Origin of the sequence: Stutzerimonas stutzeri (assembly GCF_024448935.1) — a bacterium.
GTDB lineage: Bacteria > Pseudomonadota > Gammaproteobacteria > Pseudomonadales > Pseudomonadaceae > Stutzerimonas > Stutzerimonas stutzeri_AO.
Window position 1 is genome coordinate 1 of record NZ_JAMOIE010000105.1, and the last position, 15,028, is coordinate 15,028.

17 protein-coding genes and 3 pseudogenes are annotated in these 15,028 nt (G+C 52.2%); 13 read left to right on the plus strand and 7 right to left on the minus strand.

The features are described from left to right. Window positions 1–174 precede the first annotated feature (174 nt). The 6 genes and pseudogenes from NA637_RS21395 to NA637_RS21420 all read left to right on the plus strand — a co-directional run. Window positions 175–738, plus strand: a pseudogene (locus NA637_RS21395) (NYN domain-containing protein); the annotation flags it as partial. Window positions 739–942: 204 nt separating this feature from the next. Further along, a complete protein-coding gene (locus NA637_RS21400) occupies window positions 943–1,320 on the plus strand; it encodes a TIGR03757 family integrating conjugative element protein (RefSeq protein WP_236466710.1) in 378 nt (125 codons plus the stop codon). Continuing rightward, window positions 1,320–2,261 (plus strand): TIGR03756 family integrating conjugative element protein, encoded by a 942-nt coding sequence (locus NA637_RS21405; protein WP_169897581.1) that lies wholly within the window; start codon window positions 1,320–1,322, stop codon window positions 2,259–2,261. Before NA637_RS21400 ends, NA637_RS21405 begins: the two co-directional genes overlap by 1 nt. 22 nt (window positions 2,262–2,283) lie before the next feature. After that, complete coding sequence (locus NA637_RS21410; protein ID WP_169897561.1) at window positions 2,284–3,645, plus strand: integrating conjugative element protein; 1,362 nt, start codon at window positions 2,284–2,286, stop codon at window positions 3,643–3,645. A gap of 10 nt (window positions 3,646–3,655) precedes the next feature. Beyond that, window positions 3,656–4,030, plus strand: coding sequence for a hypothetical protein (locus NA637_RS21415; RefSeq protein WP_169897560.1), 375 nt, complete (start codon window positions 3,656–3,658; stop codon window positions 4,028–4,030). Next, window positions 4,027–5,538, plus strand: a complete 1,512-nt coding sequence (locus NA637_RS21420) for a conjugal transfer protein TraG N-terminal domain-containing protein (RefSeq protein ID WP_169897559.1) — start codon at window positions 4,027–4,029, stop codon at window positions 5,536–5,538. The genes NA637_RS21415 and NA637_RS21420 overlap by 4 nt, the downstream gene beginning before the upstream one ends. Window positions 5,539–5,566: 28 nt before the next feature. Here NA637_RS21420 and NA637_RS21425 read toward each other — a convergent pair whose 3' ends face one another. From NA637_RS21425 to vapB, 5 genes are all read right to left on the minus strand, one after another. Next, a complete protein-coding gene (locus NA637_RS21425; RefSeq protein WP_169897558.1) occupies window positions 5,567–5,908 on the minus strand; it encodes a hypothetical protein in 342 nt (113 codons plus the stop codon). Between the two features lie 267 nt (window positions 5,909–6,175). After that, window positions 6,176–6,310: a hypothetical protein gene (locus tag NA637_RS21430; RefSeq protein WP_256074584.1), complete on the minus strand. Its 135-nt coding sequence runs from the start codon at window positions 6,308–6,310 to the stop codon at window positions 6,176–6,178. Window positions 6,311–6,411: 101 nt separating this feature from the next. Continuing rightward, window positions 6,412–6,900 carry a hypothetical protein gene (locus NA637_RS21435; protein WP_169897557.1) on the minus strand — a complete coding sequence of 163 codons (489 nt, stop codon included), beginning with the start codon at window positions 6,898–6,900 and terminating at the stop codon, window positions 6,412–6,414. Between the two features lie 112 nt (window positions 6,901–7,012). Then, the gene (locus NA637_RS21440) at window positions 7,013–7,426 is read right to left on the minus strand and encodes a PIN domain-containing protein (protein ID WP_169897556.1); all 414 of its coding nucleotides are present in this window, start codon (window positions 7,424–7,426) and stop codon (window positions 7,013–7,015) included. Beyond that, window positions 7,423–7,653, minus strand: coding sequence for a type II toxin-antitoxin system VapB family antitoxin (vapB, locus tag NA637_RS21445; RefSeq protein ID WP_169897555.1), 231 nt, complete (start codon window positions 7,651–7,653; stop codon window positions 7,423–7,425). Before vapB ends, NA637_RS21440 begins: the two co-directional genes overlap by 4 nt. A 688-nt stretch (window positions 7,654–8,341) precedes the next feature. Between vapB and NA637_RS21450 the strand changes: the two genes are divergently transcribed. The 4 genes from NA637_RS21450 (at window position 8,342) to NA637_RS21460 (ending at window position 10,848) form a co-directional block, all read left to right on the plus strand. Beyond that, window positions 8,342–9,403, plus strand: coding sequence for an AAA family ATPase (locus NA637_RS21450; RefSeq protein WP_060765322.1), 1,062 nt, complete (start codon window positions 8,342–8,344; stop codon window positions 9,401–9,403). Further along, window positions 9,400–9,951, plus strand: coding sequence for a hypothetical protein (locus NA637_RS21455; protein ID WP_060765323.1), 552 nt, complete (start codon window positions 9,400–9,402; stop codon window positions 9,949–9,951). The genes NA637_RS21450 and NA637_RS21455 overlap by 4 nt, the downstream gene beginning before the upstream one ends. 105 nt (window positions 9,952–10,056) lie before the next feature. Continuing rightward, the gene (locus tag NA637_RS25760; RefSeq protein ID WP_081095879.1) at window positions 10,057–10,617 is read left to right on the plus strand and encodes a mobilome CxxCx(11)CxxC protein; all 561 of its coding nucleotides are present in this window, start codon (window positions 10,057–10,059) and stop codon (window positions 10,615–10,617) included. 12 nt (window positions 10,618–10,629) lie between these two features. After that, on the plus strand, window positions 10,630–10,848 hold the full coding sequence (locus NA637_RS21460; protein WP_200646143.1) for a hypothetical protein: 219 nt from the start codon (window positions 10,630–10,632) through the stop codon (window positions 10,846–10,848). A gap of 100 nt (window positions 10,849–10,948) precedes the next feature. On the opposite strand, the pseudogene NA637_RS21465 reads toward NA637_RS21460, so the two are convergent. After that, window positions 10,949–11,221, minus strand: a pseudogene (locus NA637_RS21465) (transposase domain-containing protein); the annotation flags it as partial. A gap of 190 nt (window positions 11,222–11,411) precedes the next feature. Here NA637_RS21465 and NA637_RS21470 point away from each other — a divergent pair. From NA637_RS21470 to NA637_RS21480, 3 genes are all read left to right on the plus strand, one after another. After that, the gene (locus NA637_RS21470) at window positions 11,412–11,777 is read left to right on the plus strand and encodes a histone-like nucleoid-structuring protein, MvaT/MvaU family (RefSeq protein ID WP_060765308.1); all 366 of its coding nucleotides are present in this window, start codon (window positions 11,412–11,414) and stop codon (window positions 11,775–11,777) included. A gap of 58 nt (window positions 11,778–11,835) precedes the next feature. After that, the gene (locus NA637_RS21475; RefSeq protein WP_233456153.1) at window positions 11,836–12,651 is read left to right on the plus strand and encodes a hypothetical protein; all 816 of its coding nucleotides are present in this window, start codon (window positions 11,836–11,838) and stop codon (window positions 12,649–12,651) included. Between the two features lie 73 nt (window positions 12,652–12,724). Then, a complete protein-coding gene (locus NA637_RS21480; RefSeq protein WP_200646144.1) occupies window positions 12,725–13,792 on the plus strand; it encodes a hypothetical protein in 1,068 nt (355 codons plus the stop codon). 827 nt (window positions 13,793–14,619) lie between these two features. Here NA637_RS21480 and NA637_RS21485 read toward each other — a convergent pair. Then, window positions 14,620–15,028 (minus strand): annotated as a pseudogene (locus tag NA637_RS21485) (site-specific integrase); the annotation flags it as partial.

Genomic DNA, 15,028 nt, shown 5'->3' on the forward strand with positions numbered 1-15,028 from the left:
TCCTTTTGTCGAACCCTGGCAGGCACTGACGCCAGGCCGTCCAAACGCATGAAAAGCAGTGCAGAAAAGTCGTTCAGTAAAACAAAGTCTGGATAACCGCCCCTATTTTCGGCAGCGGTGAACTCTAGCTAAGCCTTACGTTGGTTTTTGGTTCCACTGCTCCCCAAACCCCATACTCTGGCGTCCGTCAGTTTCTTCACTTCCGGTGTGAAACCCTCCCTTGCCAGTCGCGGTATCCTTTCGAAAGAAGCTCAAGACAGTTATCTACGCGCCTTGATTGCGAGAGGCGTCAGCGTCACTTACGGGCGCCATCAATTGGAATCAGGCAAGGCTCCTCGTTTCGTGGACAAGAACACCCCAGCGTCCAGGCTCGACCAGGTCGGCATCTGGAAACTTGAAGAAAAGGAAACGGACGTTCATATCGCCATCAGTATGTATCGGCTTGCCGCCCGCGAGGCGAGCCTGGTGCCGGAGGAGCGTATCCAGCAGCTTGTATTGGTCTCCGCTGATACCGATTTGACGCCAGCCTTACGAGCGCTGCGAGAAGACTTTCCGAACCTGCGGATCGGGGTGATTTTGCCTCACCGCGAAGGCATCAAGCGGTCGATACCTGGCTCGCTCAAAGATCACTCGCATTGGATGCGCCGAATCGTGACCACAGAGGAACTTGCCGCCCATCAGCTTCCCAATCGGGTGCCTACAATGAAAAAACCTGCCGTTAAGCCTGACTACTGGTAAACCGTTCAATAGAGAACATCCTGAGAGCAGGTGCACTAGATTCCGCTCCATATCGGTTGACTGAAATACCATCTCCTCCTAAATCCTATTTCCTGCTGCACCCACCACCATCATCCGGTTTCCTGTACCTGAACTCACTCCAGGTGCGGTGCCATGACCGAAATCCATCCCAGCCTTTGCCAAATCAGGCGCTGGCTGCTCCCAATGCCTCTGCTGTTCATGCCCCTTATTGCCCAGGCAGAAACCTGGGTGATCACCAATCAAGCACATCCGGTATCCGCGCCTGCCGGCGTTCGCACCATTCGTCTCGATGACCAACAACGTCTTGAAGAACAGCTGACGGGTCAGCTTCCAGCAGACCCACGTCAGGCAGAAGCAACTATTCAACGCTACTTGGCCAGCCCCGCTGGCAAGCGCCTGCAAAGCGACCTGGCTCAAGCCCAGCAAGGCGTCACGGATGCATGGAGTCTGGGGATCGAAAAAATCCCGGCCGTCGTTGTCGACCGCCGCTATGTTGTTTATGGAGAGCCGGATGTGGTTAAAGCCGTCGCGCTGATCGAACGAGCACGGAGCCAGTCATGATGAGAGGCTCACGCTTTGCGATTCGACCACTGTCGCTGGCCATCACCTTTAGCTTGTCATTCAGCGCATCAGCTGCGATCAACTCGGCAGCAATCGTTGCCTCGACCCTATCGCCCGACTGCCTGGAGTACAGAGTGGTCGGCATTTGCTATTGGCTGCTCTGTACGCCTTTCGGCTGCAAAGTCAAAACTTCGACCAAGGTTCGCCATTACGTGCCGGACGCAGTGGTTTCGGCCTACTCGAATACAGGTGCAAACCCGTGGATAGAGATGTCACCTCTGGGCACACCGAATCCGGTGGCCCAGGCAGGTAACGACGGCACCACGAACCATGTCGCCGAAAACAACATCATCAAGTTCAAGGAGGCCGATGTCATTGGCCATCCGGGCGGCGCGGCGCTGAGTCGGTTCGCCAGTGCCTCGGGCTACGTCTGCAAGGGTGCAACGTTACCGTTAGTGCCTTACTTCCTCAGTACCCTTGACCCCATTGCCTGGCGATACGGTGTACCCGAGGCTGTATACCCCGAGGCACTTATTCCTGGGATGCGTGAGGTCGGCAGCCTGCTTACCGCGAGTAGCTGGGGGAATGTCTATCCGCGTAGCGGTTTCCTCAACCAGACCGACGACTACAAGACCGGCGCCGTCATCGCACAGCGCGCCGGGGACGTGACCACTCGACTTGGCCAGGTTCATGTCTACCTGCCAATGCTTGCCCTCCCCCAGCCCGGTTACTGGCCGGCAGGCGCGCTGCGCGAAGGTGATGCGTCCACCGGCAAGTGGCAAGAGCTGACCCCGGTCCTCAATCCAACCTGCGCGACCTTCCCCAGTATTGGTCCCAACATCGATGCACAGGATGGCGGCTACGCCTGGGCGCTTTGGCGCCCCTATTCATGCTGTCAACGTCGTGGCCAGACCTTCCTAGGCAGCACGGACTTTCAATGAATTTCAGTGATCGGAGCAAAACATGAAACTCACCCCCTTGGCGATCGGACTCACCTGCTGCCTCAGCAGTGCGCTGGCGTTTTCTGCAGACCCAATCAACATCTCCACCTCTGGCAGTGTCATTGGTGACGACGTGCTGTACAACATTGGTGGTGGGAACGCAGTGACCATGGGCAGTGCTGGCAACATGGACAGTATTTCCGTGGGGGGCGGTTGGAACAACAACCTGGTCTGCGGAAATATGAGTCTGAGCAATACCCTGCAAAACCAACTGAATGGGGCCACTTCTGGGTTCCAGAACATCATGAGTTCGGTGGTGCAGAACGCCACCAGCGCCGTGGCTTCGCTGCCGGCATTGATTCTTCAACGCGCTAACCCAGCGCTGTACAACCTCATCACCAACGGCATCTTGCAGGCCCGATTGGACTTTGACCGCTCCAAGGGCACCTGCCGCGCCATTGGCGAAAAAATGGCGGATATTGCCGGCAACCAAATGGGTTGGGGCAAGCTCGCTGAAGGTCAGGCCATGAGCCAGACCTTGGCGTCCAACACCGACGCGGTATCGGCCATAGAGCAGGTCGAAAAGAAAGGGGGTAACGAGGGGGTCACCTGGGTGGGAGGTGATCGAGCAGGCGGTTCGGGTCAGAAGCCGATTCGTATCGTGGGAGACGTCACCAAAGCCGGCTACAACCTACTGAACAAGCGTGCGGCCGGCGATACCGGCTCGATCAGCAAGGACAGTTGCAACAACGGCATGGTCTGCAACGTCTGGTCATCGCCCCAGGAAGCCACCACCTTCGCCAATCGCGTGCTGGGGGAACAGCAACAGCAGACCTGTGACAGCTGCCCTAAAACGGTGACAGCCGCAGGCGTCGGCCTCACGCCGCTGATCCAGGAAACGTACGACACCAAGCTGAAGGCGCTGCAGGAGCTGCTGAGCGGAAGCAAAACGTTGTCAGTCGAGAACCTGGAAGCCGCGAGCAGCAACTCACTGCCCATTACCCGAGGCGTAGTGTCAGCCCTCAAAGATGAGCGTGATCAGGACGTACTCGCTCGCAGGCTTGCCTCCGAAGTTGCACTCTCAGACGTATTGGAGAAAGCCTTGACCCTGCAGCGTACGCTGATGGCGGGCAGTCGGGAGCCGAACGTTGCGGCCAATGACCTCGCCGTCCAGGCAGTCGGTCAGCAGAGCTCCTCACTGCAGCAGGAAATTGGCAATCTGAAAATGGAGCTGGACATGCGTCAGCAGCTCGCGAAGAACTCGCCGCTCACCATCATCGAGCGTGGTAAGGCGCGGGCCGAGGATTCGCGTGGTGTGTCTCAGGGAGCCCCTGAAACGGATCGCCTGGACCAATTGCAGTCACCCGCCAAGAACAAACCATGAGAAATAGGCCATGACCGATATTCAGGATCCTGCCGCCTCCGGCCGCTCACTGACTCGACGAGTCGGGCGGGGCATTCTACTTGTTCTAAGTGTTTTGCTCGCGACGACTGCCATCGTGGTGTTACTCAACGCCATCTTGATGAGCGTGTTCGACAGTGCCGAGCAATGGCAAGCGTGGCGTACCGACCACTACTGGCCGCTCTTCACCTGGCGCCTGATGCTTTATGTCGCACTGATCATTGCTTGGATCAAGATCAAGGCGCGATGGACTCACTCTAAACGGACTGACGCTCGCAAACTCAGGAGGTTGGAGATCATGGTTATCTTGCTGTTCGTCATGATCGAGCTGAGCAAAGCATTTATCCCCAGTGGTGGCATCCAATGACGCTCTACACCAATGACTACCTGGAGTACTACCTCACGCTGGTGGGCTGGATCATCAACAACGGCATCTGGGACATGATTTCTGACACGGGTCTGTTCGCCCTGCCCTTTTGCATCATCGTTATTCGAGAGTGGCTCAAGGTCCGTGGAGAAGGGGCCGATGAGGGCAACAAAGGCGTGCTCTCACTGGCCCGCATCGAGACCCACATCTACGTGGGCTACGTCGTCGTCGCATTCTTCGCAGTCCCTGCCGTCAATGTGAGCTTCGATACCTTGGCCTTTGATCAAAGTAGAGCCCAGCAATGTCAATACAACTTACCTAAACCAGCCGACACGGGCTGGAACACAACCTTCAGCTCACTGGCAGGAAAGAGTGCGCAGATGCCCATGTGGTGGGCCTTTATGCATGCGCTATCGAAAGGATTGACCAGCGGGGCCGTGGCAGCAATCCCCTGCGGAACAGATCTACGCCAAGTTCGTATGGACGTGAACAACACCAAAATAAACAACCCACTGCTGGCTCAGGAAATAGGGGACTTTACGCACAATTGTTATGGTCCCTCCCGTGCGCGGCTTTTTATGCGTCAGCCTGACCTGGGCGCGAAAGCCGATGATCCAAAGTTCTTGCAGGATCTTAATTGGATCGGCTCTCACTTTTTGCTGAACACTTCCGGCTACTACGACACGGATTACTCCAAAACACCCAGAGCCTCTTGGCCCTATAACGCAACCCGCGATGTGGCCTTACCACAAGTGAGCGGCGGCGGCGGATACCCAACGTGCAAACAGTGGTGGTCTGATAGCGGAGTGGGCTTGCGAGATCGTATCAAGGCTCAAGTGTCGCCCGACCTGATGACCAGAATGCTCGGCTGGGCAACGTGGCTGTCGCCAGAGGAAGTGACCGACTCGCTCGTGCGCCAACTGGTGTCCCCGTCCAACCAGGTTAAGGGGGACGTTTATACGGACTACGGTGGTCAAATCAACGGAACCGTATGGAATGGTGCCGCCCGCGTGACAGGCACCCTTGGCGTGGCACTGGGCTCATTGGCATATTTTCCGGCCATGGACATGGTGCGTCAGGCATTACCGATGGTCATGGCGTTCTTGAAGATGGCCATGGTGATTTGCATCCCGCTGGTATTGATTGTCGGGGCTTATCAGTTGCAAGTCGCCATGACCTTGACCGTGGTGTTTTTTGCGTTGATCTTCGTGGACTTCTGGTTTCAGTTGGCGAGGTGGGTCGATACCACAATCTTGAACGCCCTGTATGGAGCAGGATCGCCACATTTGTCGTTTGACCCTGTAATGGGACTGAACGCCACGGCTCAGGATGCGATCTTGAACTTTGTTATGGGATCGATGTTCATCATCCTGCCAGTGTTTTGGGTAGGTGCGCTGGGGTGGGCAGGGATTAGTGCAGGGAAGGCGCTAGAAGGACTTACCAGCGGAACGAAAGATGTTAAACAAGCAGGATCACAAGGCAGTAAAGAACTGAGAAAGATTCTTTGAAATGATGAGTAGCGCCTTTGTCAGGTTGCTACTCATCGTCATCCCCAAACGTATGGCAATTTCCGTACATATCGTAATAACCCCAGCCATCGGGACCATCTTGCCAGCCGACTCCAAATACCTGTTTAGAGCCTCCCTCATAGCGTGGAGAAAAATCTCCTACAGCCAAAGCCAACAGGATAAGACCAACAGTCAGGACAGCCATAAACGCATGAGCCAACCAGACCCACGAATAGACCGCGAATGCGATCAGGGCCAGACGTTTGACCCAACGCACTGTGCGGTTCTGACTGAACCAAACGAGGCGCACAATTTGACCAAGGCCATAGCCCAAGCGGCCTGCGACTCCCTGAGAGGTCTGTGTGGTCATTGTGCGTCTCCTATTCGGCCCATCTTGAGGGCTATTTGACATTAGTTATAATCCTGATTCCGCTCTGCCGCAAGACTACTGGACAAACGGCCAGCCGCGCTGCACCAGACGCGTGCGCCTCACTGTCCTCAGCAAAAATGGCCCAAAAGGTAAAAGGTTCTGTAAAGCGAATGGAAAGGTTCACAAGGGTAAAAGCCTTACCCGAAAGGGCCGCGTGAGCGGAGAAAGGGTGAACCCCGCAATTTTTCACGAATGATCATAAGTTTATCAACGTCGAAGGGCTTCATAGGTCAACAAAGATTGGACTAATGTGCTGAAAGTTCGACCACCACCAATGGCAGCTTCAGCTTCATCCATGAACTCTTTCTGAGCAGCGAGTGTGTCGGCGATGATCTTTTGCACGAGGGTTTTCCTTATCTGCTTTAGCCTGGGTGACGGTTTGAACAATCGGCGGAAAAGCTTTGTGCATCTGCGCGGCTGGGCTTAGCCTCGCGGGCTCTCAATTACTGAGGGTGTGTTCCTTTGATGGTCAGTACATAGCCATCATCGGCACCGCTTGCGCCAAATGGAAAATCTACGGGTTCGCCGTTTTTGCCAATTCGGGTTTGGGTGAAGCTGTTGCTTACGGTGTGTGGCACATCCGTGACAGATTCGCCAACGCGAGACTTTTCCCTTCCTTTCACCGCTGTATTACTGGCAGTGACCTGATAGCTGATATCACCAGTACTGGTGATGCGGGGCACAAGCGTCATTTGAAAGCCAGTTTCCAACTTTGCCCTTTTAGGTTTGACGACACCTGCTTTTTCAGTTGCGGACTCGACGTATTCCACGAAAGACACGTCACGGAAGTTCTGCTGTTTGCCGTTCTCCACACCGGCCGAAAAATTACTCACTAACTGACCATTGCGGGTAAGTTCCGAGGTGATGTTGATTGTTTCAGCGGAGGCCGTTGCTGCCGCAAAAGCCAAAATCGTAAAAACTACTGCCTTCATATTTTATCGTTCCTTGGTCTAACGCCAAAGCGGCGTCCTTCTACGTACTCGGCCCCACGGTTTGACGGCGGGGCTGGTGGTGTACCTGGGCGGCAGATCCGCCGCGTTTTCCTCAGTGAACCCAGTCTTCGTAACCCAGACCGGTAACACGGCTGAATTCGCGAACATTATTGGTGACCAACGTACAACCCGAAGCAATCGCGTGCCCCGCAATGGCTGTGTCATTCTCGCCAATGACCGTGCCTGCATTGGTGAGTTTGCGCTTCACCTCGACGGTCGCATCTACGGCGCTCTGATCCCACGGCAAGACCTCATCCAGACGCTTTACAAACTCATCAACCAACGTTTTGTGCTTGGGTGATGCCTTCTTGCCGATCTGGCCGTAGCGCATTTCTGCGTAGGTTATCGCGGAAATCACGATGCGATTATTTCGGGCAACTTCCGCGGCCAGCCGCTGCAAGACTGACTCGGGGTGTTCGCGCATGATGAACGAGCAAATGCAGGTATCGAGCATGTATGTGGTCACAGATTGAACCTGCCTTCATCGCCAATAACGTTCGGGCGCTCTTGAAGAAAGTCCGCATCAGCCTTGGGTAATTCAGCCAACGACAACCAACTCGGTCGAACAGGACGCAGGGTGATTGTGTCGCCGCTGCGCGTAATCTCCAGCTCTCCGACTCCCTCGTAAGCCATATCAGTGGGAAAACGAATTGCTTGATTCTTGCCGTTCTTGAAAATTGAGACAGTGCGCATTACGTCGCCCTCCATATGTCTGCCATATGCAATATAACAATGCAGAAAAACATATGCAAGGCATATGCTGCTTAAAGAGCCACTACGCGGATCAGGTGCTTGAATTGGCTTGGTTGTAAACTCCTTCGCTAATTGCCAATACACATCGCTAAATGCAATTGTCCATCGATATTTGCAATCACCCCACCTGCCGCTTTCAGCCTACTACGCCAAAACCGCATACGCATAATGAGCTCGCTTTCACCAAAAGCAGATTCGCTGTATCGCCTGATCGAAATTGGACTTCACTCACCAATCGCTTGCGTTCGATTTAACCAATTATTTGCATCCGCTATGGCGACCTATCGCACGAACTTACCTGCACACTTTGCAACCATGGTCGGCAGGTAACCGCCAATTGCAGGCTGTCAGCCCAACGGGTTCAGCGTTAACCTCGCAGCCGCCCCCCATTGACTAACATCGTTTGCCGCCACGGATTTACTACTCCTAACAAGCTGTAGTCCCAGAGAATCGCAGCGATTGAGAGACACCGACGGATTTCTCGCGACACTGATGATCGTAACGCTCAACCGTGAAAAACATTGATCAGCACATCATGTTAACGCGAGCCGTCCACATCATTATGCCTTGGGTTGATTTGTGTACGATGTACACATATAGTGTGAACGACGTACACAAGAGGTTCTGAATGAATCAGCTTAGCGATGAATTAGTGGGGATAGGCGAGATTGCTGAAATGGCTGGGGTTTCCCGCCAAGCGGTTGCCAATTGGCGCGTTCGAGCACCTGACTTCCCCAACCCGGTTACGGAGCTAGCCTCCGGGCCGATCTTCCGGCGCACGCAGATTCGATCATGGCTAAAACGGAATAAAAGGAATACACCCATGGCTCATGTGATTTCAACGATCAATTTGAAAGGTGGCGTCGCTAAGACGACTACCTCTGTGGCACTGGCCGAAGTCTTCTCGGCAAAGATGCGAAAGAAGGTCCTCCTCATCGACTTGGACCCTCAGACGAATGCGACAATCATGCTGCTGGGTGAGGACAAATGGCTTGAGCTGAACAACCACGGGCACACGCTTGCTCAGTTGTTCAAGGATGCGATGAGTCCTGATACAAAAAGTTTTGATCTTAACGCTACGCTGCAGAAGCGGGTCGGTGACGTGCAGGAGGCCAGAACCATCGATTTGCTTCCCTCGAGCCTAGATTTGATTGATGTGCAGGATCAGCTGGCATCTGCGCCTTCGGGAAAATTTTACGCGGTTAATCCCGTTGAACTCCTCTGGCGAGCAGTCAAGTCGAAACTGGATGATTACGATATCGTCATAATTGATTGCCCGCCAAACCTTGGCATCGTCACACTGAATGGTCTGCGCCTGTCGGATGCCTACATCATCCCGACAATCCCTGATCACCTTTCAACCTACGGTATCCCCCAAATCGTGACCCGTATTAATGAGTTCGCTCAAGCTATCGGCGAAGACATTGATCCGCTGGGTATCGTCATCACCAAATATCAAGCCAATTCAACGGTGCACAACACTGTGATGAGGCAGCTTGAGAAAGACGCTAATGTTCCAAACGTGTACGCGACAAAGGTCAAGCAGACCAACACAGCGTCGGCGGCAGCGGAATACAGTCCGCATAAAAGAACGCTGCGACAGAAGTACGGTTCCGATCCGAACGGGCTAACCTCTACCTACATAGAATTGGCACAGGAGATTTGGAACGACCTGGAGGGCGAATTGTGAGCCTGCGGAACACACTCAACCGCCTGATACGGGTCGTGATCGATGAGGCGGAGAGCAACCCCAACTTTGCAGCAGCATTGAGCAGCGCCTTAGACCCGTTAGCAACCAAACGCAGGCCGAATAAGGACGAGGCCTCTGGCCAAAAGGTGGACGGCGACGTGAGGCGTGGGAAAAACCGGCGTGCTCCAGCAGCGCTCGACCCCGTCCAGGTAGTGCGAGAAGGCGAACCGGCCTTACGGAACTCATTGGAAAAGCTATCTTTGGACCAACTACGCGACATCGTCGCAGAGTACGGATTTGACCCAGGCCGCCTTGTGATGAAGTGGACCACCCCAGAGCGCGTGGTCGATAGGATAGTGGAGATGTCTATTGCCCGAGCACATAAGGGTAGCGCTTTTCGCAAACCTGCCGACGGGCAAATGCTATTAGAGGCAAATGTGAATAAGACGAACTCCGATATCCAGCAGGTAGGGGAAATACAATCTGGCGACGTAAAGCAATTAGATGAGACGCCGTCGCGCGATACCCAAGACCCGCGCGATAACTGATCTCATTCGCAGGTTAAAGCAAGTCTGAAAGCGGCCTCGCGGCTAGTGCCGAGAAAAATGACGCTAGTACAGAGCAATTAACAGTTGCATTCTGAGAGTAAAGTGATGGATAGCCCTGCTTTGTTAACCCGATGTGCAGAAAAAGAAATATATGCATACGGTACTGCATTTCTTTTCGAGTCCCGATCGAGGGCTCTGCGGTTTCGCCTTAGGATACTGAGTTTTTTATCTTTAGCAGTTCCCCTAAGCGTGGGCGGAACTGCATTAGTTTCTGCGGACGCAAAATTATTACCAGTAATTGTGACAATTAGCGGAATACTTAGCATCCCTCTTTTCGCAATGGCTTTATGGTCCTTAGTTTTCCGGTGGGAGGAGCGCTTGGCTGCGTCAGAACACTCTTGTAAATTGAATAATGAACTTAAAAACAGATGGAATGATTTGGCTCGATATACTGGATCAGATGCAGAGCAGAGGTTTCAAACCCTCCTAGATCGAGATCGGATGCAAGAGCATGATGATGTTACACAGGATGTTTCAGTTAAAGATAAGAGAAGAATGATGAGGGCAAGCTTGATTCAATACCGCAGACAATGTGCGACATGCGGAATACAACCTATCTCTCTATCAGCTAAATCTAGTAATTGTGAAATGTGCGGTAAATTTTAACGGAGCTTGGATATGAGCAATAACGCAAAGCGGGTACTAGCGGTGTGGACTGGCTTGACCCAAGCGGAAAGAGATGAAGCAGTCGCGCTTTTGAATGAGTATCAAAATGCTAATAAAAAAAGGAGAGAGGAAATCGCTATGGCGTCCCTAAGCGAATCCTACTTAGTGAAAGGGTCCACAACGATGAATTTCGGCCCACTAGGCGGCGGATGCGCTTATTGCGGTAAATGATCGCTAAAGATGACGAAATCCATCCCTCGGGGTGGATTATCTTTGTTTTATACCTTTCTGAAATCTAACCTAAGCGTCCGCCCAGCTCACCTTGCATAAATCAAGCATGCATACACTGATGCGGCAGAAAATTGTCCGATCTCACTGACCCTATGTGCCGGCAGCGCGTTAGCACATCTTTGAGATACGCATACGGATCACGCCCATTCATCCGCGCCGACTGGATCAGGCTCATGATCGCCGCCGCCCGTTTGTCACTGCGCAGCAATCCGGCAAACAACCAGTTCGAGCGCCCGAGTGCCTAGGGCCGTATCTGGTTCTCAAACGGATTGTTGTCGATAGGGCTGTAATCGAGGGCTTTGGCCGTGGCTGATAGGCTCATCCTGGACTAGGTGCTTCAGGGCGGTAAGCATAGGAAGCTCGACGTTTTGGAACGACATATCAAGTCAGACGCAGGTGTCGGGTATTACAAGATGCATTGAAGCTTCCTTTCAGTTTGCCGATTGCTAGACTTGGTCGTAGCCATCACCGGATAATGGCCTATCAACATACAGGAGCGTAAAATGTCTCGTCTCGCAGAATTCCGTAAGCTTGAAAAACACCTGTCTGAGCAACTGGCCGCTCTTGAGGCTATGAAAAGCGACGAAGGCCTGAAGAAAGAGGTCGAGTTCGAAACCAAACTCCGCGCACTGCTCGCTGAGTACAGCTACAGCCTGCGCAACGTGATCGCTATCCTTGATCCTCAGGCATCCTTACGCGCTCCCACCGCAGCCGCTCCAAAGGCTGTCCGCAAGGCACGTGAAGTTAAGATCTACAAGAATCCGAATTCCGGTGAGCTGATAGAAACCAAGGGCGGTAACCATCGTCAGCTGAAAGAATGGAAAAACGAATTCGGCGCTGACGTTGTTGAGTCCTGGCGCACTCAGTAAGACTGTTTGAGTGCAAACAATCAGGGCCCTGCGGGGCCCTTTTTCATGAGATATGGATATGTTCAATTTTCTGAAGGACAGGTTTGAACGTAAGCTATTTGGCTGGGCGATCTTGGCATTGATCTGCCTGTGTGCGATTAAGCTGAAGTTCACACCCATCGGTTACATGTTGACCGAATGGCCTAGAATCGTTCTCTTTTTCCAGTCGAAAGCTTTTGAAGAAATCATTGGAGACCTGCTAACGGGCTTGATCGCAGCATATTTCTTCTACGTGGTGATTGACGTCGTGCCGCGAATGAGGAAAGAACAGAAAACCATGGAGGTCTTAAATCGTCTAGTTGCTTCGGTCATTGACTCATACGCCAAGGCCCACTGGTTTGGTCACACCATGGCGATCACCCATGTAAACCTCGACTTCCTGACACTCGATAGTCTCGACAATATGATCGAAGATGTGAAGATGGATAAGCCGAGTTTCGGCAAGCTCAAGTGCGCTCTCTTTACTGCTCACTCAAGGTATTCGGACTTTTCCTCGACCCTGAACCTTGCGGCCTCAATGGGCTCCGAGCGCGCTCTGCAGTGGCTCGTCCTGACTGACAAGGTTCGCCTGCTAGTCGACAACTACGAAGCCCACCCGGAAAGCGATGACTATGATGCGAGCCACGTATACGGCATCGGACGATCTGAAATCGACGACACTGCAATAGATTTCCTTGATTACGAGTCAGCCCTGGAAGGCTTCGTTGGCAGCTTGCAGCTAGGGGTTTTGGAGTACCTAGAGCAAGCTAGAAACTGGATCAGCCCAGTGGCAGCTAACGATCCTTCGAACACACCGAACGACCTATACATCGATGGCACCCCAGCCGCTGGCTGACTAGGGCGTGCCAGCAGTATGATGTCAGTTTCGTTGCAACCGCGCCTGCGCCTCTTCTAGGGAAAAGGATTTTATGCCAAGCGATGATGTATTTTATTTCAAGTTCGATGAAGATCAGTACGCCAGCTTTGACGAAACTGACTTCATCGACTTCAATTGGGAAGATTTTGTCAAATATGATGCAGGCTTGGAAATAAAGCTGAAGGCAAGAAATGTCACATATCAACAGGGTGATAAAAAACAAATCAAGGAAGAGTCCGAAATAGCTGTTACGCTGATCCACTCTAAAGGTGACGCTGTCGCGCTCTCACCGGGTGGCTGGCGTCCACTTGCCTTTATCCCCAATGGATCTACCGTACTCTTCGATAAGAATGCCTTTTCAACGGTTAAGAATCACATCGACAAGAACGGAAATCCCCTTGATAACTCTATAAAAGTTGTAGTAGATCTATTTCAAAATAGAAAAATGACCATCGACCCAAAACCCATACTGTTAGAGGGTAATAATCGCCAAGACAAGAAACTGCCTACTCTTGAGGAAATGAGGATTGAGTTAGGGCATTTCATAGGGAAGATGAAAAAGCGCGCCCCAAACCTTACAATTAAGGCGACCGAGGAGTCTCTCGAGGCCCTGCATAAAGCAAGTGCCATTTTTTTTGCAGGCCTTGACTCTGTAGTAGAATTCATTGATGAGGCCTATAGATATTACAGTGCAGGTAAGAAGCCTCCTAAAACGCTAGAAGGCTTTAAGGAAGTCTTGGCTTTGGCAAAAAATGCTAACGTTCAGAATATGCATCTTATATTCGCAGCTATTTTATTCAAGGCGATCTCTGGTGAGCGAATAAATCCAACGCTGAAGCTTCTTAAATTCAATCAGCCTGATTTCATTGAGAAAGGACACGCCTTTAATGGTGCGCTCGATATATTCTCTTTGTTTCTATTTATCGGCGATATACGGAGGCACGATCATAATGTGTACTTTGTTACTGCCGATAAAGACCTTATGCATTTGTGGAATGACATGGCTGGCTTCATAAGGTTGGACAACCAACCGGGTGTCATGCACTTTGACCTAAATTATTTCCTGCCCGGTATTGAGCAAGACGATATCAATGCGCTTGAAGAGATAATGGGTAGTTAGTTTTTTGTCAAAACCATCAATACCTATCCCGCCGCACCAGGTCTTTGTATCGCTCTCTGCTCTCAATAATCTGGTCGCGGAGCTCCTCTGGAGCGATGCTCATACAGCCCCCAAGGGGGCCTGGAGTAAGCGTCTGCGAACTCATCTTCACCATTAGCCATTGCTGTCGACATTGGTTGATCCCGCTATCATAAGATCACTTCACCAAAGCAAAGGATCCTAATGATAAGGGCGGTGGTGTCCACGTGTTTTCAAGTGGAGAACATTGCCCTTCCCCCGGGGATCGGGTATGTGACTTTGCCGGACGGTTACAATCTAACGGCTTGGCCTTGCTAACTAAACTTAAGGTAGCAGATGGACGGAACATCAGTAATATGGACACCAGCCTACAGTTCACTAAGGGCCAGAATCAACCAAATTTCCTGCTCTCTTGCTGACAAAGCGGAAAACTGATCACTTAATATCAAGCGCAGGGGGATCAATACGCTGGCGCCGTTGACATCCTTTAGATTCTCGCATTACTTTTCTTAAGCGCTGAGAAGCCGCTTCCAGATCATCAGACGAGGCTGCGCTAATAGCACGAACTAGCGCATCACGTCGTGCCCGCTTACCGTCCATTATTCGGGAAAAATTATCCGGTTGGTCAAATTGGCTCAAAGCACACCTCTCGAATCTGCTCACCTAGATGCTATCACGGCAAATTCAGCCTACGGCGCTCCGTCTATCCAAAACGTTGCCTGGGGAAAGCAGCACTCATGAGCGGGATGCCCCAATAATCAGGCCTAGCAGAGCTCAATACCGCCTAAGGTGCTGAATACCAATCGCCATCAGCCAATCCCCCGGAATATGTCCCTCAGGCAAGGTTGGGCTCCCGAGCACAGTTTTTTCACCGCAGTTAGGCTCTCAATGCCCAGTAGCTCGCTTATGAATTCATATGCAACACCTTGTCGAGCCAATTTAACGGCGAGCGTCCGGCGTCCCGATTGCGCGCTTGCGCCCTCGACACCTGCCACTGCAAAAATCCGCGTAAATAATCTACTCAGCTGATTCGCACTGTAATAAATTTTTCCATCTCGCATTTGTGCACTAATTTTCAGCCCTTCGCCCGTTCTACCTGATACGAAAAGCGGCGAAGCAGGATCCAAGCCGCGAAAGGAAGGTAGACCAGATACGCCATGTCCTCTCAGTAGCCTCTCTGCAAGATGCATGTCGATCGCGCTAAATACTTTTTTAGGG

Excerpts from the sequence above, each read along its gene's own strand:
- NA637_RS21400 (WP_236466710.1), top strand. The coding sequence starts at position 943 with ATGCCTCTGCTGTTCATGCCCCTTATTGCCCAGGCAGAAACCTGGGTG.
- NA637_RS21405 (WP_169897581.1), top strand. The coding sequence starts at position 1,320 with ATGAGAGGCTCACGCTTTGCGATTCGACCACTGTCGCTGGCCATCACC.
- NA637_RS21410 (WP_169897561.1), top strand. The coding sequence starts at position 2,284 with ATGAAACTCACCCCCTTGGCGATCGGACTCACCTGCTGCCTCAGCAGT.
- NA637_RS21415 (WP_169897560.1), top strand. The coding sequence starts at position 3,656 with ATGACCGATATTCAGGATCCTGCCGCCTCCGGCCGCTCACTGACTCGA.
- NA637_RS21420 (WP_169897559.1), top strand. The coding sequence starts at position 4,027 with ATGACGCTCTACACCAATGACTACCTGGAGTACTACCTCACGCTGGTG.
- NA637_RS21425 (WP_169897558.1), bottom strand. The coding sequence starts at position 5,908 with ATGACCACACAGACCTCTCAGGGAGTCGCAGGCCGCTTGGGCTATGGC.
- NA637_RS21435 (WP_169897557.1), bottom strand. The coding sequence starts at position 6,900 with ATGAAGGCAGTAGTTTTTACGATTTTGGCTTTTGCGGCAGCAACGGCC.
- vapB (WP_169897555.1), bottom strand. The coding sequence starts at position 7,653 with ATGCGCACTGTCTCAATTTTCAAGAACGGCAAGAATCAAGCAATTCGT.
- NA637_RS21450 (WP_060765322.1), top strand. The coding sequence starts at position 8,342 with ATGAATCAGCTTAGCGATGAATTAGTGGGGATAGGCGAGATTGCTGAA.
- NA637_RS25760 (WP_081095879.1), top strand. The coding sequence starts at position 10,057 with ATGGATAGCCCTGCTTTGTTAACCCGATGTGCAGAAAAAGAAATATAT.
- NA637_RS21460 (WP_200646143.1), top strand. The coding sequence starts at position 10,630 with ATGAGCAATAACGCAAAGCGGGTACTAGCGGTGTGGACTGGCTTGACC.
- NA637_RS21470 (WP_060765308.1), top strand. The coding sequence starts at position 11,412 with ATGTCTCGTCTCGCAGAATTCCGTAAGCTTGAAAAACACCTGTCTGAG.
- NA637_RS21475 (WP_233456153.1), top strand. The coding sequence starts at position 11,836 with ATGTTCAATTTTCTGAAGGACAGGTTTGAACGTAAGCTATTTGGCTGG.
- NA637_RS21480 (WP_200646144.1), top strand. The coding sequence starts at position 12,725 with ATGCCAAGCGATGATGTATTTTATTTCAAGTTCGATGAAGATCAGTAC.